Genomic DNA, 18,148 nt, shown 5'->3' with positions numbered 1-18,148 from the left:
ACTCACAGAATTGAGGTATGACGGACGCGCCGCTCACGCCGCACTACGCGCGGGTCGACCAGAGCCCGCCGCAGATGCAGGCGCGGCTGGTCGCGTACCTCGACCGGGCCGCGGCCCACGAGGCGATCACCGGGATCAGGGCACGGGCCTGCGAGACGCTGCAGATCAAACCAGGCCATCACGTGCTCGACGGCGGGTGCGGCCTGGGGGAGGAGGCGTGCTCGCTGGCGCTGCTGGTCGGCGTCGACGGCCGGGTCGACGGGATCGACAACTCGCGCAGCATGCTGGCGCTGGCCGCACAGCGATACGAGCGCTGGCACCAGACCCACCCCGACGCCGGGACCGTCCGCTTCCGCACCGGGGACCTGGCGCGGCTGGACTACCCGGCCGGGGTCTTCGACGCGGTGCGGTGCGAGCGTACGCTGCAGCACCTGCCGCAGGCGGAGACCGTGATCGGGGAGCTGGTCCGGGTGACCCGGCCGCAGGGGCGGATCTGCCTGGTCGACACCGACTGGGACTCGCTGGTCTTCGACGGGATGCCCGCCGAGGTGCTCGCGCCGATGCTGTGGCGGCTGCGGCACCACAGCGTCATGTGCAACCCGTCGATGGGCCGTACGCTGCGCAACCGGCTGCGCCGGGTCGGGGTGTACGAGCTGGAGTGCCATCCGATGACGATGTGCTTCACCGACCCGGCCGAGGCGCAGCACGTGGTGCCGTACTTCGAGCGCGACCTGCTGCTGCACATCGTGGGGGAGGAGGACGGCGACACCACCGCGATGGTCGACCGGTGGCTGGACACCGTGCACGAGGCGGACGCGCGCGAGGACTTCCTGGTCGCGCTGACGGTGTGGGTGGTCGCGGGCACGGTCCCGGACTGAGACGGTCCTGCCTCCCGGCTGCGTGAACAGCGGGAGGCAGGACCGGCGTCGTGGGTCAGGCCTGGGCGGTGAGCTGCTCTTCGAGCTGCTTGCGCCACCACTTCTGGCCCGACTCGGGCAGGGTGTCGATCGGGTCGTAGTACGCGTAGCGCTGCGACAGCACGTCGACGTTCTGGTCGGCCTCGATCGAGGTGCGGTAGTTCTTGGTCCAGTACGAGATGCCGTTCTCGCGGTCGTACTCGGTGACCATGTGCACCCAGCGCTTGCCGACGAACGGCACGTCGCAGACGATGCGCGGGGTGGCGTAGCCGGGCAGGTAGCCCATGATGTCGTGCTGCAGCTGCTGGGCCGCGCCGACCGACACCCGCCAGTGCTCGGCGTTGGGGATCATGTCGCACATGTAGAAGTAGTACGGCAGGATGTTCGCCTCGCCCTGCAGCGCGAAGCACAGGTCGAGCAGGTCCGGCGAGGTCGCGTTGACGCCGCGCATGAGCACGCCCTGGTTGCGCACGTCGCGTACGCCGACCTCGAGCGCCGTCTTCGCGGCCCTGGCCACGGACGGGGTGATCGAGTTGGCGTGGTTGACGTGGGTGTGGATGGCCAGGTTCACGCCGCGCCGGCGGGCGGTGCGGGCGACCCGCTCCAGGCCCTCGACGACCTCGGGCTGCAGCCAGTGCTGGGGCAGGCCCATCAGCGCCTTGGTGGCCAGCCGGATGTCGCGGATGGTGTCGATCTCCAGCAGCCGCATCAGATACGACTCGAGGTTCTTCCACGGCACGTTGGCCACGTCGCCGCCGGACACGACGACGTCGCGCACGCCCGGGTGGGCCTTGAGGTAGGCGATGTGCGCGTCGTAGCGGTCGACGGGCTTGAGGGTCAGCTTGAGCTTCTCGACCGCCGGGGTGGAGTTGCCGACCAGGTCCATGCGGGTGCAGTGGCCGCAGTACTGCGGGCAGGTGGACAGCAGCTCGGCGAGCACCTTGGTGGGGTAGCGGTGGGTCAGCCCCTCGGCGACCCACATGTCGTGCTCGTGCAGGCTGTCGCGGCTGGCGTGCGGGTGGCTGGCCCACTCGGTGAGCCGGTCGGAGGCGACCGGGATCATGTAGCGCCGCACCGGGTCGGCGTAGAACGCCTCGGTGGTCAGCTCCTCCCGCGCCATCGTGTTGATCATCTGCGGGGGGACCAGCATCGACATCGTGGCCAGGGCCTTCTGGTCGGCCTCGAGGTCGGCGTAGAAGCGCTCGTCGACGGTGTCACCGAGCACGGCGCGCAGCTGCTTGATGTTCTTGATGCAGTTGACGCGCTGCCACTGCGCGGACTCCCACTGCGCGAGGGTCACGTCGCGCCAGCCCGGGAACCGGGTCCAGTCCGGTTCGATCAGCTCTACGCGGCGGTACTCGTAGGGTTGCCCAGCGTTCATCGGTGGCCTCTCCTTTGCGGTCCCGTTGACCATACTGGAAGTTCTTCGGCGTACCAACTAGTCTGCCGTAGAATTTCCCGCACAGTTCAAATCTAACCGCAATTTTGGTTTTGATCTCGCGGGTGCACTTCACTTTTTAGGAGAACCGGACAATGACGTCACCGATCGGCCTGCACCGGGTCCTGGAACCGCGCGGGGTATTGCCCCAGGCGGCACTTCGCCTGGACAATGCGTCGGAAATCGGGGCAGACGAGGTGCGTATCGCCATCGAGCGGCTCAACCTCGACGCGGCCAGCTTCCGCCAGTTGGCCACCAAGCACAATGGCGACGGGGCGGCTGTCCGGGCCGAGGTCCTGGAGATCATCGGGGCGCGCGGCAAGATGCAGAACCCCGTCACCGGCTCGGGTGGCATGCTGATCGGCACCGTGGAGGCGGTCGGCCCGGACTCCCCGCTCGGCCTCAAGGTCGGCGACAAGGTCGCCACCCTGGTCTCGCTCACGCTGACCCCGCTGTCGATCACCGACGGCCTCAAGCGCTGGGACGGCGGCGGCGAGCAGGTCCCCTGCGAGGGCCACGCGATCCTGTTCGCCCGCTCCATCGCCGCGGTGCTGCCCGCCGACCTGGACCCGGAGCTGGCCCTCGCGGTCATGGACGTGTGCGGAGCGCCCGCACTGACCGCGCGCGTGGTCGCCAAGTACGACAACCCGACCGTCGCCGTGATCGGCGGCGCGGGCAAGAGCGGCTCGCTGTCCCTGGCCGCCGCGAAGGCCGCCGGGGCGAGCCGCACGGTCGGCGTGGTGCCGATCGAGCGCGAGCGCGCGACGCTACAGGCAGCGGGCCTGGCCGACGCCGTCGCGCTCGCCGACGCCCGCAACCCGGTGGCGCTCGCGGACGCGGTGAGCGCGGCGCTGGGCGGGCGGGCCGCGGACGTGACCGTGGTCTGCGTCGACGTGCCCGGCTGCGAGCACGGGGCGATCCTGTCGACCGCCGACGGCGGCACCGTGATCTTCTTCTCGATGGCGACCAGCTTCGCGGCGGCGGCCCTGGGTGCCGAGGGCCTGGCGGCGGACGTGACGATGCTGGTGGGCAACGGTTACGTGCCCGGCCACGCGGCGTACGCGCTGGATCTGCTGCGCCAGGTCCCGGCGGTGCGAGGGCTGTTCGAGTCCCGTCTGCACCACGAGGCCTCGCGGGCCACGTCCGGCACGGCAGACTGACGTAATGCAGATCTCCGCCTTGCCGGCCGAGCGTACGACGCTCTGGCACAACGCCGTCGTCCGCAGCCCCGCCGACCCCGGCGCCACCGCGCTGCTCACCCGTGGCCAGCACATCGTCTGGCTCGGGCCGCTCGCCGACGCCCCGACCGCCGACCTGCGCGTGGACCTGGGCGGGGCCCTGGTCACCCCGGCGTTCGTCGACGCGCACGTGCACGCCACCGACACCGGCCTGGCCCTGGCCGGATTGGACCTGTCGGCGGTGCGCAGCGCTACCGAGCTGCTCAAGGCCGTCGCCGAGTTCGCGTCCGGGCTGGGACCGGAGGCGGTCGTGCTCGGGCACGGCTTCGACGAGAGCACCTGGGGTGCGGCGCAGACCCCGCCGACGGCGGGTGAGCTGGACCGGGCGGCGGGCGGGCGCAGCGTGTACCTGTCCCAGGCGTCGATCCACTCGGCGCTGGTCTCCTCGGACCTGCTGGCCCTGTCCGCCGACGCGCCCGGCTATGACGCGTCGGGCTGGGTGCGGCGCGACGCCCACCACGTGGTCCGTGCGGCCGCGTTCGGGCAGATCACGATCGTGCAGCGGCGCGACGCGCAGATGCGGATGCTGCGCCACGCGGCGAGCCTGGGCATCGCGGCCGTGCACGAGTGCGGCGGGCCCGGCACGTCCAGCGAGGACGACTTCACCGAGCTGCTGCGCCTGTCCGGGCAGGGCCTGCCCGAGATCTACGGGTTCTGGGGCGAGCTGATGGGCGCGGCCAAGGCCCGCGAACTCGGCGCGGTCGGCGCGGGCGGCGACCTGTACGCCGACGGCGCGCTGGGCTCGCGGACCGCGCACCTGGGCGAGGACTACCTCGACGGCGAGCGCGGCTGCGGCCACGGCTACGTGACCGCCGAGCAGGTGCGCGATCACCTGCTCGACTGCCACCGCCACGGCATGCAGGGCGGCTTCCACGCCATCGGCGACGCGGCGATCTCGACGGTGGTCGCCGGATTCGAGCTGGCGGACCAGGTGCTGGGCACCGACGCGCTGCGCGACGCCCGGCACCGGGTCGAGCACGCCGAGATCATGGACAAGCGGCTGATCGCGGCGTTCGTGGACTACGGCATCGTCGCCTCGATGCAGCCCGCGTTCGACCGGCTGTGGGGCGGCGAGCACCAGATGTACGCCCAGCGGCTCGGGGTGGCGCGCAGCCTGGCGTCGAACCCGATGGGGCAGATGCACAACACGGGCGTGGCGCTGGCGTTCGGGTCGGACAGCCCGGTGACGCCGCTGGACCCGTGGGGCAGTGTCCGGGCCGCGATGCAGCACTTCAACACCCATCAGCGGATGAGCGCGAAGTCGGCGTTCGCGGCGCACACCCGTGGCGGCTGGCGCGCCGTGCACGAAGACGCCGAGGGCGTGCTCGTGCCGGGCTCCCCGGCGACGTTCGCGGTGTGGCGTACCCCGGCCGGCCTGTCCGGCACCCTGCCCAGTCTTGAGCAGCACGACGAGCTGCCGGTCTGTGTCCGTACCGTACTGCGTGGAGAAACGATCTATGAGCAGCAATAAACTTGGCCTCGATCCGGCGCTGGTGCACCGGGCACGGGCGCTGGCGGCGAAGGCCGGGCGGCCCGTGGTGGAGATGGCGCAGTCGCACACCACCGTGTCGGTGGAGCGGGCCGTGCTGCGGCTGGCCGGGGTGACCGGCGCCGACCCCGACGGCATCCCGTGGGTGAACCGCCTGGTCGACGCGGTACGTAACGACGTCGGGCTGGGCCACGGCGTGGCGCTGCCGGTGTTCCACGCCCTGGCCGAGCACGGCCTGGAGCCGACGGGGGAGCAGCTGACCCTGCTGGCGCAGAAGGCTGCCGCCGGTTCGGTGCGGTTCGACCTGCCCTCCGGTAGGGCCGTCACCGCCGCGAAGAAGGCGTCGCGCCGTCAGGTCGCCGCGGGCATCAAGCAGATCGACCGCAACCGGGCCGACCGCGACAAGATGATCAAGCGGTACGGTGACCCGAAACAGCGGCCGTGGATCTACCTGATCGTGGCGACCGGCGACATCTACGAGGACATCCCGCAGGCGCAGGCGGCGGCCCGCGCGGGCGCGGACGTCATCGCGGTGATCCGCTCCACCGGGCAGTCGCTGCTCGACTACGTGCCCGAGGGCGCGACCCGGGAGGGTTTCGCGGGCACGTACGCCACCCAGGAGAACTTCCGCCTGATGCGGGCCGCCCTGGACGAGTCGAGCAGGGAGCTCGGCCGCTACGTGCGGCTGACCAACTACGCGTCCGGCCTGTGCATGCCCGAGATCGCGACGCTGGCCGGGCTGCAGCGGCTGGACATGATGCTCAACGACTCGATGTACGGCATCCTGTTCCGCGACATCAACCCGATCCGCACGTTCGTGGACCAGCGGTTCTCCCGCCAGATCCACGCCCGCGCCGGGATCATCATCAACACCGGTGAGGACAACTACCTCACCACTGCCGACGCCGTCGAGGCCGCGCACACGGTGACCGTGTCGCAGCTGCTCAACGAGTACTTCGCGCACGAGGCGGGGCTCGCCGACTGGCAGCTCGGGCTCGGGCACGCGTTCGAGATCAACCCGGAGCTGCCGGAGTCGTTCCGCCTGGAACTGGCCCACGCGCTGCTGGCCCGGGAGCTGTTCCCGGACGCGCCGCTGAAGTGGATGCCGCCCACCAAGCACATGACCGGCGACGTGTTCCGCGGCAACCTGCTCGACGGGTTCTTCAACCTGGTCGGGGCGCTGACCGGGCAGAGCATCCTGCTGGTCGGCATGATGACCGAGGCCGTGGTCACGCCGTGGCTGTCCGACCGCGACATCGCCCTGCAGAACGTTCGCTACGTGCTCGGCGCGGCGGGCAACCTGCACGAGGACTTCGTGCCCGCCCCGGACGGCTTCATCCAGCGCCGCGCCCACCAGGTCCTCGACGAGGCGATCAGCCTGCTCGAAAAGATCGAGGGCGACACGCTCCTCAACGCGATCGCGGACGGCACGTTCGGGATCATGAAACGGCCCGCGAACCGGGGCAAGGGCCTGGACGGCGTCGCCGCGCACGACGACGGCTACTACAACCCGGCCACCGAGATCCTGGAGACCCCCGGCAAGGAGCAGCAGTGAAGACCGTCATCCGCCCGTACGGCGACACCACCGGCGACGGCATGACCCAGGTCAGCTTCACGCTGCCGCTGCCGCACGACAAGAAGGCCGAAGGGGCCGCGCTGCAGCTCGCGGCGAAGATGGGCCTGGAACCGGCGATGCTGGTGCACGCCAAGCAGATGGGCGACGGCTTCACCTTCTTCGTGATCTACGGCAGCGTCCGGCACCTGGTCGAGCTCGACAAGGTCGTGGTCGTCGAGCGTGACTTCCCGCTGCTGACCGCCAAGGAGGTCAACACGGTCGTCAAGCAGAAGATGCGCCGCAAGCTGTCGGTGGTCGGGGCGTGCATCGGCACCGACGCGCACACCGTCGGCATCGACGCGATCCTCAACCTCAAGGGCATCGCCGGCGAGAAGGGCCTGGAGTACTACCGCGAGCTGAAGGTCGTCAACCTCGGCGCGCAGATCACCGTGCCGGAACTGGTCGCGGCCGCGAAGGCGGAGAAGGCCGACGCGGTGCTCGTCTCGCAGGTCGTCACCCAGCGCGACGCGCACCTGCACAACACGCGGGAGATGTCGGCGGCGTTCCGGGAGGCGCTGCCCGCCGACAAGCGGCCGCTGCTGATCGTCGGCGGCCCGCGCTTCGACGAGCTGATGACCGGCGAGCTCGGCGTGGACCGGATCTTCGGCCGCGGCACCACCCCGCGCGAGGTCGCCAGCTACCTGGTGCACGCGCTGATCACCGAGAAGGCCGACCGGAAGAAGGCAGTGGCGGCATGAGCGAGCGCAGCGAGCGGATCATGGGGCACGTGAAGACTCATGCCGGTGACGAGCGAAGCGAGGAGCGGGCATGAGCGTCGGATTTACCGTTACCCACCGGAAGTACGTGCCGTACGGCCACGCGCACTACGCGGGCAACCTCGTCGACGGGGCGTACGCCCTGGCGGCGTTCGGTGACGTCGCGACCGAGGTGTGCATCCGGCTCGACGGCGACGAGGGCCTGTTCGCCTCGTACTCCGACGTGCAGTTCAAGGCCCCGATGCGGGCCGGGGACGTGCTGGAGATCGTGGCGACGGTGGCCCGGATGGGCACCCGCAGCCGCACGATCGACTTCGAGGCGCGCGTGGTGTGCCGGGGCCGCCCGGACCGGTCGGAGTCGGCGGCCGAGGTCCTGGACCCGCCGGTGACCGCGGTGACGGCGACCGGCACCGTGGTGGTCCCGCCCCAGTGAGCCTGCTGTGCTGTGTCGACGTCGGGTCGACGTTCACCAAGGCGGCCCTGGTCGACACGGGCAGCGGTGAACTCGTCGCGACCGGTTCGCACCGTACGACCGTCGGCACCGACGTCCTGCACGGCCTCGACGCGGCGGTGGCCGCCACGGGCCGGGCCCCGGACGGGCTGCTGGTGTGCTCATCGGCCGGTGGCGGGCTGCGGCTGGCCGTCGTCGGTTACGAGCGCCTGGTGACGGCGCAGGCCGGGCACCGGGTCGGGCTGTCGGCCGGGTCGCGGGTCGTGCACGTCGCCGCGGGCCGCCTCGACCGCGCGGGGCTCGCCGAGCTGCGCGCCGCCCGCCCCGACGTGGTGCTGCTGGTCGGCGGCACCGACGGCGGCGACGCCGAGACGATCACCCACAACGCGACCCGGCTGGCGAGCGCCCGCTGGCGGGTGCCGACGGTGCTGGCGGGCAACGCCGACTGCCGCGAGCAGCTCGCCGCGCTGCTGTCGGGGGCGGGTGTGCCGGTCGTGGCGGTCGACAACGTGCTGCCCGCGATCGGGGTGCTCGACCCCGGCCCGGCCCGCGCGGCGATCCGGCAGGTGTTCCTGCAGCACGTCATCGGCGGCAAGCGGCTGTCGCGCGGGCCGCGGTTCGCCTCGCTGGTGCGCGCGGCGACCCCCGACGCGGTCCTGTCCGGGGTCGAGCTGCTGGCCTCGCGTACGGCCGAGGACCTGCTCGTCGTCGACGTCGGCGGGGCGACCACGGACGTGTACTCGGTGCTGACCCCCGATGCCGAGCAGCTGGCCGGGGTCCGCGACGAGGTCGCCGGGGTGCTGTGGGCGGCCCGTACGGTCGAGGGCGATCTCGGCATGCGCTGGTCCGCGCCCGGAGTCGTGGCCGCCGCGGCCCTGGAGAAGATCATCTCACCGGACGAGGCGCAGGCCCTGGAACAGGCGGCCGCCGCCCGCGCGGAGCATCCCGGCTACGTGGCCGACGACGGCACCGAACGGGCCGTCGACCAGCGGCTGGCCGAACTGGCGGTCACGGTGGCGCTGCGCCGCCACGCCCGCGGCGAGGCCGTCGTGGCCGGTGGGCCGCGCCGGGGCGGGCGTGACCTGCGCGCGGTGCGGACCGCGATCGGCTCCGGCGGCGTGCTGCGGCACAGCCCGCCCCAGGTCGCGCAGGCCGTACTCGGCGCGGGCCTCGGCGACACCGCGGGCGGCTGGGCCCTGCCACGAGCCGCCCGAACGGTCGTCGACGTGTCCTACATTCTGGCGGCGGCGGGACTCCTCTCGGTGGAACATCCCGACGCCGCGGCGGCGCTGCTCGCCGCTGAGCTGGGCTGACTCACCCGAATGCGGCGTTCGTCACCCTCGGTGACCACATCGTGAAATTGACCGTGCGAGGCCGCGCCGGTACCGTCGTGAGGTCCTTCACCGTGCCTGCCGCCGTCCGGCGGGCGTCGCCGATCAGGCGGCCTGGCACGGCAGGCGCCAGCACCGATCAGTAGAAAACGATCGGCACCGGTTCAGGCACCGGACGCCGATCGGCCCGAAGGTCGAGGGCTGGCGGCGTTGAAGTTGGGAGTGCGGGGCGCGGCCATCACCGGCCGCGCCCCGGCCTTTATCCCGGACCGCCGCAGTTCGAGCAGGCTGCGCCTTCGGTTCCGCTGATGCGTGCGGTATCCCCGAAACTGCAGCCCACAGGGTGGGCGCGACGGTGCCGAGGGGCTGCGGGCAGGGCTGTGTAGCCTTGCAGCGGCACCTGGCCGCCGATCTTGGCGTGGGTGCGTGTGAGCGCGCGCGGCGGCGAGAGATTGGTGACGTGGTGACTGTGCAGACCCTCGCTCCGGCGGACGGCGACAGCGGACCGGACAAGACGCCCGGCGGTATGCCGACCGGCGCGGACACCCCGCTGCGGCTGCCCGTCGCGCTGGGCCTGGCGGTCGTCGCCGGGCTGGCGCTGCTCGTCGCGTTCCCGCTGTACGGCCTGTGGTGGACCGCCCCGATCGGCGTCGCGCTGATGGCCGTGGCGGTACGCGGGCGCAGGTTGCGGGCCGGGTTCGGCCTCGGCCTGGTCACCGGGGCGGTGTTCTTCGGTCCGCTGCTGGCGTGGACGAACCTGCACGTCGGCTACGCCCCGTGGATCCTGCTCACCCTGTTCCAGGCCACCTACCTGGGGCTGCTCGGCATGGCCCTGGCGTGGCTCAGCCCGTTCGCGCGGCACAGGCCGTGGGTGTGGCCGGCCGGGATCGCACTGCTGTGGGTGGCGCAGGAGGCGCTGCGCGACCGGGCCCCGTTCGGCGGGTTCCCGTGGGGGAGGCTCGCGTTCAGCCAGGCCGACGCCCCGACCCTGGCCCTGGCCGGGTACGGCGGCGCGCCCCTGGTCACCTTCGCCGTCGCGGCGGCGGGCGGGCTGCTGGCGTACGCCCTCGGGCAGGCCGTCGGCGCACGGGCCTGGACTCGCGCCGCGGCCGCGACCGGCGGAGCGCTCGCGGTGGTGCTGGTGGGACTGGTGCTGCCCACGACGACCCCGGACGGGCGCGCCGTGACGGTCGCCGTCGTGCAGGGCAACGTGCCGCGCCTGGGCCTGGACTTCAACGCCCAGCGCCAGGCCGTGCTCAACAACCACGTCGCCGCGACCATGGCCCTGGCCGACAAGGTGCGGGCCGGGCAGGTTAAGCAGCCCGACCTGGTCGTATGGCCCGAGAACGCCTCCGACATAGACCCGCTGCGCAACCCGGGCGCCGCCGACGCGATCAACACCGCCGCCCGCGCCATCAACGCGCCGATCCTGGTCGGCGCGGTGCTGTCCGGCCCGGAGCAGGGCCAGTCCCGCAACGCGGGCATCGTCTGGCCCGCCGACCTCGCGCCCGGCACGCGGCCCGAGCAGATGTACCTCAAGCAGCACCCGGTGCCGTTCGCCGAGTACCTGCCGCTGCGCCCGATCGTCGAGCCGCTCGCGCAGGCGATCACGAACCAGGCCAAGCTGCTGCGCACCGACTTCGTCGCGGGCACCGCGCCCGGTGTGCTGACCCTGGGCCCGGCGAAGGTCGGCGACGTGATCTGCTTCGAGGTCGCCTACGACGACGTCGTGCGCGACACCGTGCGAGCAGGGGCGCAGCTGCTCGCGGTGCAGACGAACAACGCCACGTTCGACGAGTCCGAGGCGATGCAGCAGATGGCCATGGTGCGGCTGCGGGCCGTCGAGCACGGCCGCGACAGCCTGATGGCCTCGACTGTCGGTGTGTCCGGATTTGTAACTTCCGACGGAAATGTGCATGATGCATCTGGTTTCAACACCGACGCGGTACTCGTGCGCGACCTGCACCTCGGCTCCGGCACCACGCCGGCGACGAGCCTCGGGCCGTGGCCGGAGTACCTGCTGACGCTGGCGGCGCTCGCGCTGCTGGTCGCGGCGGGCGTGGCGCGCAGGCGCCGGCCCGCGCCGGTGGAGGACACTGGACAGGCAGCATCGGCATAGACGTGGAGGTCCCGGTGAGCGGCGACGAGACGGAGATCGGGTATCCCGGCGTGGGCCGGGTCCTGGTGATCATCCCGACGTACAACGAGTCGGAGAACGTCCGCCTGATCGTGCCCCGGGTGCGCCAGGCGACGCCCGACGTCGACATCCTGATCGCCGACGACAACAGCCCGGACGGCACCGGCGCGATCGCCGACGAGATGGCGGCCGCCGACGACCACGTCAAGGTCCTGCACCGGCCCGGCAAGCAGGGCCTGGGCGCGGCGTACATCGCCGGGTTCGACTGGGCCCACGAGCACGGTTACGACGCCGTCGTCGAGATGGACGCCGACGGCTCGCACGCCCCCGAGGAGCTGCCCCGGCTGCTGGACGCGCTGCGCGGCGCGGACGCGGTCATCGGCTCGCGCTGGGTGCGCGGCGGCAAGGTCATCAACTGGCCGGTGCGGCGGCTGATCCTGTCGCGCGGCGCGAACTTCTACACCCGTGTGGTGATGGGCATGGGCGTCAAGGACGCCACCGGCGGCTACCGCGCCTACCGGCTGCCCGTCCTGCGCAAGATCGACGTCGAGACGGTGACCTCGCGCGGCTACAGCTTCCAGGTCGAGCTGACCTACCGTACGCACCGCAACGGCTTCCGGATCGTGGAGGTGCCGATCACGTTCGCCGAGCGCGAGCACGGCGTGTCCAAGATGAGCGGCTCGATCATCAAGGAGGCGCTGTGGAAGGTCACGGTGTGGGGTGCGCAGTCCCGTCGCGAGCGCGTGCGGCGTATGTTCAAGCCGAGTGATCGCTGGCCGTGAACCCGGGCCGGCTCGACCGGCTGGAGGTGACCGGATGCGCAAGCTGCGGTGGGTGCCGCTGGCCGTGCTGTGCCTGGGCGTGGTGGAGTTCGCCGTGTTCTGGGGCGTCAGCAGGCTGCTCGGCGTCGGCCTGACCCTGCTGCTGGCCGTGGTCCTGATGCTGCTCGGCGCGGTGCTGCTGCGCAAGGAGGGCCTGTCGGCGTGGCGGCGGCTGCGCGACGCGCGCCAGGCCGGTCAGCCCCGCGGTGACCAGGCCCTCGACGGGGTCGTCGGGCTGATCGCGGCGCTGCTGCTGATCATCCCCGGACTGTTGACCGCGGCCGTCGGGCTGCTGCTGCTTGTCCCGCCGGTGCGCACGCTCGCTCGCGGGCGGGTGCGTGCCGCGACCGAGAAGCGCATCCCGGCCTCGGCCGCCAACAACGTGTTCGGGCCGCGCAAGGTCCGCGTCAGCACCCCGCACCACCAGCCCCAGCAGTCACAGCCGCCCGGCTCGGGCCCGACCGGGCCGGCCAGCACGCCGACCGAGGTCATCGAGGGCGAGATCGTCGACTGACAGCGCGAAGGCGCCCACCCCGAGTTCGGGGTGGGCGCCTTCGGTGTGTCGATCAGCGGCCGCGGCGGGTGCGCACGTCGGCCAGCCGCTCGTTGAGGATCTCGTCGAGCTCGGCCATCGAGCGCCGCTCCAGGAGCATGTCCCAGTGCGTACGCGGCGGCTTGACCTTCTTCTGCTCCGGCTCGGTACCGTCGACCAGCCGTGCCACACTCCCGTCGAACTTGCACTCCCAGGTGCCGGGCACCTCGGCCTCGACCGCGAAGGGCACCTCGAAACGGTGGCCCTGAGCGCACAGGAACTCGCGCATCTGACGCGGCGCGAGTTCGGTGTTGCGCTCGGACTCGTAGCTCACGGCCCCCAGTCGGCTTCCCCGCAACATCCGATCGCCCATGTCAGCTCCTCACAGTCGTAAGTCTTCCGCGTGATGCAACGACCTGGACGCCACGACGATTCCCCGTCGTGACCCATGCCGCTGTCGCACCCTATTCCGCAGAGCGCCTCATGTGTACCGGAGAGCCGCGATATTGTCCGGTTGGACCTGTTTTGCGGGGTACATCACATCCGGGGGTAACGCGATGGCCACCACGGCGGTGCCGGCATCGGGAAAACCGGTCAAGACCTGGTTCGGCCACCCCGGCGGTCTGGTCGTGCTGTTCCTCACCGAGATGTGGGAGCGGTTCAGCTTCTACGGCATGCGGGCCATCCTCACGCTGTTCCTGGCCACCGAGCTGACCGACGGCGGCTTCGGGATGGACGACGTGGCCGCCGCGTCGCTGTACGCGATCTACAACTCGATGGTGTACTTCATGGCCCTGCCCGGCGGCTGGATCGCCGACCGGATCCTGGGCACCCGCCGCAGCGTGCTGTGGGGCGGCATCATCATCGCGCTGGGCCACTACAGCCTGGCCTTCTCCGCCCGCTCCATGTTCTACCTCGGCCTGGTCCTCATCGTGCTCGGCACCGGCCTGCTCAAGCCCAACATCTCCGCGATGGTCGGCGAGCTGTACGACAAGCACCCCGAGCTGCACGAGTCCCGCCGCGACGCCGGGTTCACCCTGTTCTACCTGGGCATCAACCTCGGCGCGTTCTTCGCCCCGCTGCTGACCGGCATCTTCGCGGCCCGCAACGACTGGCACGTGGCGTTCGGCATCGCCGCGGTCGGCATGACCATCGCGGTCATCCAGTACGTGCTGGGCTCCCGGCGGCTCGAAGGCGTCGGCCTCAAGGCGCACAAGCCGCTGCTGGCCCACGAACGCAACAAGATCCTGAAGATCGCCGGGATCGTGCTCGCCGTGATCGTGATCCTGCTGGCCGTCGACGTCGCGGCGGGGACCTTCAAGGCCGACCACGTCAAGAACGCGCTGACGATCCTGGCGCTGGTCGTGCCCGCCCTGTACTTCATCATGATGTTCCGCGACCGGACCCTGACCCACCAGGAGCGCTCCCGCGTCAGCGCGTACGTGTGGATCTTCATCGGGGCGACGCTGTTCTGGATGATCTACGACCAGGCCGGCAGCCTGGTCAACCTGTTCACCAACGAGAAGGTCGACCGCACCGTCGGCAGCTTCGAGATCCCCACCGCCTGGTTCCAGTCCGTCAACCCGGTGCTGATCCTGCTGCTCGCACCCGTGTTCGCCTGGATGTGGACCAAGCTGGACCGCCGCCAGCCCGCGACCCCGGTCAAGTTCTCCCTGGCGCTGCTCGGCATCGGCCTGTCGTTCCTGGTCATGGGCGCCGCCGGGGCGGCCGCGGCGCGCGGGCTGATCTCGCCGTGGTGGATCGTGCTGGTGTATCTCATCCAGACCTGCGCCGAGCTGCTGCTGTCCCCGGTCGGCCTGTCCGTCACCACCAAACTCGCCCCGCTGCGCTACGCCAGCCAGGTGATGGGCCTGTGGTTCCTGGCCACCGCCGCCGGCAACGCGCTCAACACGTGGGTGACGCCGCTGAGCGGCAAACTGTCCGACGCCGCGTACTACGGCAGCCTGGGCCTGCTGGCCATCATCGTCGGCGTCTGCTTCTGGTTCGGCGCGCGCCGGATCGGCCAGCTGATGTCCGGCGTGCACTGAGAGGCGACAACCGATGACCATCCTTGCCGAGAACATCACCGTCGAGCAGCTGCGCGACGAGGTGGCCGCGCTCGCCGGGCGGTGCCTGTGCGACCCGGTCACCGAACTGTTCGGGCCGCTGCTGGAGGCCCAGGAACGGGTGTTCAGCCGGCTGGAGAACGACCCGGAGCCCGACCACGTGCGCGAGCTGTACCTGCTGGCCGCGCTCGTGTCCGGGATGCTGGCCAAGGCCCACCACGACCTCGACCGCGAGCACCAGGCGATGTCGCTGGCCCGAATGGCGTACGTGTGCGCCGACAACATCGGCCACCCCGGCCTGCGGGCGTGGAGCCGCGGCCTGCAGAGCCTGCTGGCGTACTCCGGCGGACGGCCGCAGGAGGCCGCGGCGTTCGCCGACTGCGGCTCGGGCATCGCCGCCGAGCAGACCGGATCGGTGGCCTCGTGGCTGGCCTGCGCGCAGGCTCGGGCGCTGGCCAGGCTCGGGCACGCCGAAGCCGCGCGGCTGGCCCTGGTGCGCGCCGACGACCTGCGCGAGCACCACACCCACGACGACCTCGACGCGCTCGGCGGGATCTTCCTGTTCGCGCCCGCCCGCCACCACCACTACGCCGCCGACGCGTACGCGTGCCTGCCCGACCAGCGCGAACGGGCGGTGCACGAGGCGACCCGGTCCATCGCCCTGTACGCGGCGTCGCCACCCGAGCAGCGGTCCTTCGGCGACGAGGCCGGCGCGCGGTGCGTGCTGGCGCTGGTCCGGGTGCGCGACGGCGACGTGGCCGCGGCCCGCGACACCCTCGGCCCGGTGCTGCGCCTGGACCTGCCCCGGCGGACCGCCGAGGTGATGGCCGGAGTGGCCCGGGTCGCCGACGCGCTGCGCGACTCCCGGTTCGCCGACGTGCCCGAGGCACGGGCGCTGCGCGAGCAGATCGAGTGGTTCGCCCAGCGGCCCGCCTCGGCCCTGTCGAGCTGAACCGACGCACACCGGGACGCGGTCACGTCACGGCTGCTCCGTGATAGTTGGAGTGGTGGTCTGCGGTGACCCGGCCCCGGACGACTCAGCCGCCGTAGTGGACCAGTTCGATCAGCAGGTCGGTCGTCGGGTCGAGGACGAAGGCCACGCGCATGTCGTCCTTGGCTCCGCAGCGTGGGGTGCGGTCGATCGGCAGGAAACCCGCCCGGCGCAGTCTGGACAGTTCCTCAGCCAGGGAGTCGACCTCGAATGCCAGGTGGTAGAGCGATGAACCGGACATCGCGACCCGCCGGGTGATCGCGGCGTCGGGCCGGGTCGGTGCGACGACCTCCACCGTGGTGCCCTGCGGATCGTCGCCGGCCTGCCAGAAGTCGCAGGAGACGCCGTAGTCGTCGGCTGCCCCGGACGCGGCCAGGACCAGCCCCAGCCGTTTCATGAGTGCGGTGCCCTCGTCTGCGCTGGGGCTGGCGAAGCCGACGTGGTCGAGGCGGACGATCACGCCGGCGGGGCCGCGTCGACGGCCTCGGCCAGCTGCCGCAGGCTGTGCCCGGGGATCATCAGCTCGTCGGGTAGCTGGCGGTCGAACTCGGATTCGGCCTCGGCGAACAGTTTGATGTGGCCGAGTGAGTCCCAGGCCTCGACGTCCTGCGGGCTGGTCTCCGGCCCGTGCGGCGGCTCAACCCCCATGACGCGCGTGAACACCGTGGACAGCCGCTCGTAGGTACTGGTCGCGTTCATGACGGTCATGGTGGTCCCTTTCGGTGATGTGCGGGCTCCCGTGGAAGGGCCCACGGGACAGGTCGAAGCGGTAGGTTCGGATCCCGTCGCCGCTGTCGGGCGTGGGTGTGAAGCCGTGGCGGTCGTAGACGTCGGCGGTGACGCTGTTGCGGGCGGTCGGCTGGTAGAGGCCACGTAGTTCGCGGCATCCCCGCTGACGGGCCCATCGCACTGCCGAGGCGAGCAGTGTCGTCTCCGCCGTGCGGCCGATCACGCGGCAGCTCAGCAGCAGTGTGTCGACGGTCGCGGTGTCGGCGTCGGCGTGGGCGAGCAACAGGCCGACGACGCCGTGGCTGGCGAGACGGTCGGTGAGGGTGAGCGTGGCGGTGTACCAGTCCGGGTCGTCGATCAGCGGGAGGAGTTGCGCGGCGGTACGGCGGCGGGTGGTGAGGTTGAACTGGTTGGTCTTCACCACGAGTTCAGCGGCGCGGGTGAGGCTCGCGACCTTGACCCGGTCTACGGAGGCGCGCATGTGGAGGCTGTCGAGAAAGGCCTCGTGTGTCGCGAACGTCGGCGACAGGGCGTCGGCGGCGGCCACGGCGGCGTAGGAGGTGGCACGGGTGGTGCCGGCGGTGCCAGCGCGGTGGGCGGCGAGCCCCCGGGTGGCGGCGAGCGCGGCGGCGTAGCCGGAGGGGTGGCGCGGCAGATTCACCACGTGGACTTCGGGCAGTGCCGCGGCGACTTCGGCCCGCTCGGCGGGGTTGTCGTCGACGAAGACCATGCTTTCCAGCCCGAGGCGCAGTCCGTCGGCGATGGCGCGCAGCTGTTCGGGTTTGGGCTGCCAGCCGGCTTCGATCCAGGCGAAGTCCGACGCTCGCAGCAGCATCCCGGGGACCTCGTCGAGGGCCCGTACGGCGAGCTTGTGGTCGTTCTTGGAGGCGACCGCCAGGACGATGCCCCGCTGTCGCAGAGCGAGCAGGTGGCGCTGCAGGGCGGCGTGCGCTTCGCCGGTGGCGCCGGTGTCGAGGGCGACTGCCGCTATGCCGTCGTCCCCGACCACGCCGGGCCACAGCGTGTTGTCGAGGTCGACGACCACGCAACGGCGGGTGAGTCCGCAGTCGGCGGCGATGGTGTCGGCAATGGCCGCGGCCAGCTGGGGCAGCGCGTCCGCGGCGAACGGCTGGCGGATCTGGTGCCAGAAGCGGGTGTCCTCCCAGGTGTCCAGACCCGAGCGGGAGGCGAGGCGCTCGACGTCGACGAACAGGGCGTTGTCGGCGCATGCGGCGGCGAGACGGGCGTTGAGCCGCCGGATCGTCGCCGACGGAGCCTCCGGGTCGACGAGTGCCTGCTGCCCATAGGGGTCTGCGGGCGGTGTGCCGAACCCGAGTAGGACCGGTCGGGCGGTGGTGTGTTCGTGGACCATCCGGACCAGCGACGACCAGCGGTCGAAGGCGCGGTTCTCGAGTTCTCCGGCGCTGTGGCGGCCGGGCGCCTCGAGCACGTCGTGCCAGGTGCCGGCGAGGACCGTGTAGTCCGCGTCGCCCACGCGCGCCCGTCGATCCGGGTCGAGCAGCTCCGCCTCCAGCCGTCCGAAGGGTGCCAGGATCGGGGTGAGGCCGAGGCGGTGAGGGCGGGCGGCCACCGGCAGCAGCTCGGCGACGAGGTCGAGCATGACGGTGGACAGCAGGGCGACGCGGACGTCACGTCTGTGCGGCATGGCAGGGGCTG

The 18,148-nt window shown here is 71.5% G+C and carries 17 protein-coding genes; 12 read left to right on the top strand and 5 right to left on the bottom strand.

Going from position 1 to position 18,148, the window contains the following annotated elements; translation table 11 throughout:
* The first annotated feature begins 17 nt into the window (after positions 1–17).
* Positions 18–878 carry a methyltransferase domain-containing protein gene (locus HAV40_RS00770; RefSeq protein ID WP_166377946.1) on the top strand — a complete coding sequence of 287 codons (861 nt, stop codon included), beginning with the start codon at positions 18–20 and terminating at the stop codon, positions 876–878.
* A 55-nt stretch (positions 879–933) separates the two neighbouring features.
* On the opposite strand, the gene HAV40_RS00765 is transcribed toward HAV40_RS00770, so the two are convergent.
* A complete protein-coding gene (locus HAV40_RS00765) occupies positions 934–2,298 on the bottom strand; it encodes a KamA family radical SAM protein (protein ID WP_166377944.1) in 1,365 nt (454 codons plus the stop codon).
* 152 nt (positions 2,299–2,450) lie between these two features.
* Between HAV40_RS00765 and kdd the strand changes: the two genes are divergently transcribed.
* From kdd to HAV40_RS00720, 9 genes are all read left to right on the top strand, one after another.
* A complete protein-coding gene (gene kdd, locus HAV40_RS00760; RefSeq protein ID WP_166377942.1) occupies positions 2,451–3,515 on the top strand; it encodes an L-erythro-3,5-diaminohexanoate dehydrogenase in 1,065 nt (354 codons plus the stop codon).
* 4 nt (positions 3,516–3,519) lie between these two features.
* Positions 3,520–5,064 (top strand): amidohydrolase, encoded by a 1,545-nt coding sequence (locus HAV40_RS00755; RefSeq protein ID WP_166377940.1) that lies wholly within the window; start codon positions 3,520–3,522, stop codon positions 5,062–5,064.
* Positions 5,051–6,637, top strand: a complete 1,587-nt coding sequence (gene kamD / locus HAV40_RS00750; RefSeq protein WP_166377938.1) for a lysine 5,6-aminomutase subunit alpha — start codon at positions 5,051–5,053, stop codon at positions 6,635–6,637. The genes HAV40_RS00755 and kamD overlap by 14 nt, the downstream gene beginning before the upstream one ends.
* Positions 6,634–7,395 carry a lysine 5,6-aminomutase subunit beta gene (gene kamE, locus HAV40_RS00745; protein ID WP_166377936.1) on the top strand — a complete coding sequence of 254 codons (762 nt, stop codon included), beginning with the start codon at positions 6,634–6,636 and terminating at the stop codon, positions 7,393–7,395. The genes kamD and kamE overlap by 4 nt, the downstream gene beginning before the upstream one ends.
* A 70-nt stretch (positions 7,396–7,465) precedes the next feature.
* On the top strand, positions 7,466–7,846 hold the full coding sequence (gene kal, locus HAV40_RS00740; protein ID WP_166377934.1) for a 3-aminobutyryl-CoA ammonia lyase: 381 nt from the start codon (positions 7,466–7,468) through the stop codon (positions 7,844–7,846).
* A complete protein-coding gene (locus HAV40_RS00735; protein ID WP_166377932.1) occupies positions 7,843–9,177 on the top strand; it encodes a glutamate mutase L in 1,335 nt (444 codons plus the stop codon). Before kal ends, HAV40_RS00735 begins: the two co-directional genes overlap by 4 nt.
* Before the next feature lie 544 nt (positions 9,178–9,721).
* Positions 9,722–11,314: an apolipoprotein N-acyltransferase gene (gene lnt, locus HAV40_RS00730; RefSeq protein WP_166379995.1), complete on the top strand. Its 1,593-nt coding sequence runs from the start codon at positions 9,722–9,724 to the stop codon at positions 11,312–11,314.
* A 14-nt stretch (positions 11,315–11,328) separates the two neighbouring features.
* On the top strand, positions 11,329–12,114 hold the full coding sequence (locus HAV40_RS00725) for a polyprenol monophosphomannose synthase (RefSeq protein WP_239086211.1): 786 nt from the start codon (positions 11,329–11,331) through the stop codon (positions 12,112–12,114).
* Positions 12,115–12,148: 34 nt separating this feature from the next.
* On the top strand, positions 12,149–12,667 hold the full coding sequence (locus HAV40_RS00720; RefSeq protein ID WP_166377930.1) for an FxsA family protein: 519 nt from the start codon (positions 12,149–12,151) through the stop codon (positions 12,665–12,667).
* Between the two features lie 52 nt (positions 12,668–12,719).
* Here HAV40_RS00720 and HAV40_RS00715 read toward each other — a convergent pair whose 3' ends face one another.
* Positions 12,720–13,058: an RNA polymerase-binding protein RbpA gene (locus HAV40_RS00715; protein WP_155368658.1), complete on the bottom strand. Its 339-nt coding sequence runs from the start codon at positions 13,056–13,058 to the stop codon at positions 12,720–12,722.
* Positions 13,059–13,242: 184 nt separating this feature from the next.
* Here HAV40_RS00715 and HAV40_RS00710 point away from each other — a divergent pair, with 184 nt between their 5' ends.
* Both HAV40_RS00710 and HAV40_RS00705 read left to right on the top strand, forming a co-directional pair.
* Entirely contained in the window at positions 13,243–14,733 is a 1,491-nt protein-coding gene (locus HAV40_RS00710) for a peptide MFS transporter (RefSeq protein ID WP_166377928.1), read from the top strand.
* 13 nt (positions 14,734–14,746) lie between these two features.
* Complete coding sequence (locus HAV40_RS00705) at positions 14,747–15,703, top strand: NsdA family TPR-like regulatory protein (protein WP_166377926.1); 957 nt, start codon at positions 14,747–14,749, stop codon at positions 15,701–15,703.
* Between the two features lie 85 nt (positions 15,704–15,788).
* Here HAV40_RS00705 and HAV40_RS00700 read toward each other — a convergent pair whose 3' ends face one another.
* The 3 genes from HAV40_RS00700 to HAV40_RS00690 are packed head-to-tail and all read right to left on the bottom strand — an operon-like array spanning position 15,789 to position 18,137.
* Positions 15,789–16,202 (bottom strand): VOC family protein, encoded by a 414-nt coding sequence (locus tag HAV40_RS00700; protein WP_166377924.1) that lies wholly within the window; start codon positions 16,200–16,202, stop codon positions 15,789–15,791.
* Positions 16,199–16,441 carry an acyl carrier protein gene (locus tag HAV40_RS00695; protein ID WP_166377922.1) on the bottom strand — a complete coding sequence of 81 codons (243 nt, stop codon included), beginning with the start codon at positions 16,439–16,441 and terminating at the stop codon, positions 16,199–16,201. The genes HAV40_RS00700 and HAV40_RS00695 overlap by 4 nt, the downstream gene beginning before the upstream one ends.
* Complete coding sequence (locus HAV40_RS00690; protein WP_166377920.1) at positions 16,380–18,137, bottom strand: HAD-IIIC family phosphatase; 1,758 nt, start codon at positions 18,135–18,137, stop codon at positions 16,380–16,382. Before HAV40_RS00690 ends, HAV40_RS00695 begins: the two co-directional genes overlap by 62 nt.
* Positions 18,138–18,148: the final 11 nt, after the last annotated feature.

The sequence above is a fragment of the Catellatospora methionotrophica genome, from assembly GCF_011297335.1.
GTDB classification, from domain to species: domain Bacteria; phylum Actinomycetota; class Actinomycetes; order Mycobacteriales; family Micromonosporaceae; genus Catellatospora; species Catellatospora methionotrophica.
The sequence above is the reverse complement of the archived record's forward strand: the minus strand, read 5'-3'. Positions and strand labels throughout refer to the sequence as shown.

Bases quoted from the DNA above. Each gene is read 5' to 3' on its own strand.
- lnt (WP_166379995.1), top strand. From the start codon at position 9,722: ATGCCGACCGGCGCGGACACCCCGCTGCGGCTGCCCGTCGCGCTGGGC.
- HAV40_RS00710 (WP_166377928.1), top strand. From the start codon at position 13,243: ATGGCCACCACGGCGGTGCCGGCATCGGGAAAACCGGTCAAGACCTGG.
- HAV40_RS00695 (WP_166377922.1), bottom strand. From the start codon at position 16,441: ATGAACGCGACCAGTACCTACGAGCGGCTGTCCACGGTGTTCACGCGC.
- HAV40_RS00755 (WP_166377940.1), top strand. From the start codon at position 3,520: ATGCAGATCTCCGCCTTGCCGGCCGAGCGTACGACGCTCTGGCACAAC.
- kamD (WP_166377938.1), top strand. From the start codon at position 5,051: ATGAGCAGCAATAAACTTGGCCTCGATCCGGCGCTGGTGCACCGGGCA.
- HAV40_RS00720 (WP_166377930.1), top strand. From the start codon at position 12,149: ATGCGCAAGCTGCGGTGGGTGCCGCTGGCCGTGCTGTGCCTGGGCGTG.
- kdd (WP_166377942.1), top strand. From the start codon at position 2,451: ATGACGTCACCGATCGGCCTGCACCGGGTCCTGGAACCGCGCGGGGTA.
- HAV40_RS00690 (WP_166377920.1), bottom strand. From the start codon at position 18,137: ATGCCGCACAGACGTGACGTCCGCGTCGCCCTGCTGTCCACCGTCATG.
- HAV40_RS00765 (WP_166377944.1), bottom strand. From the start codon at position 2,298: ATGAACGCTGGGCAACCCTACGAGTACCGCCGCGTAGAGCTGATCGAA.
- HAV40_RS00715 (WP_155368658.1), bottom strand. From the start codon at position 13,058: ATGGGCGATCGGATGTTGCGGGGAAGCCGACTGGGGGCCGTGAGCTAC.
- HAV40_RS00770 (WP_166377946.1), top strand. From the start codon at position 18: ATGACGGACGCGCCGCTCACGCCGCACTACGCGCGGGTCGACCAGAGC.
- HAV40_RS00705 (WP_166377926.1), top strand. From the start codon at position 14,747: ATGACCATCCTTGCCGAGAACATCACCGTCGAGCAGCTGCGCGACGAG.
- kal (WP_166377934.1), top strand. From the start codon at position 7,466: ATGAGCGTCGGATTTACCGTTACCCACCGGAAGTACGTGCCGTACGGC.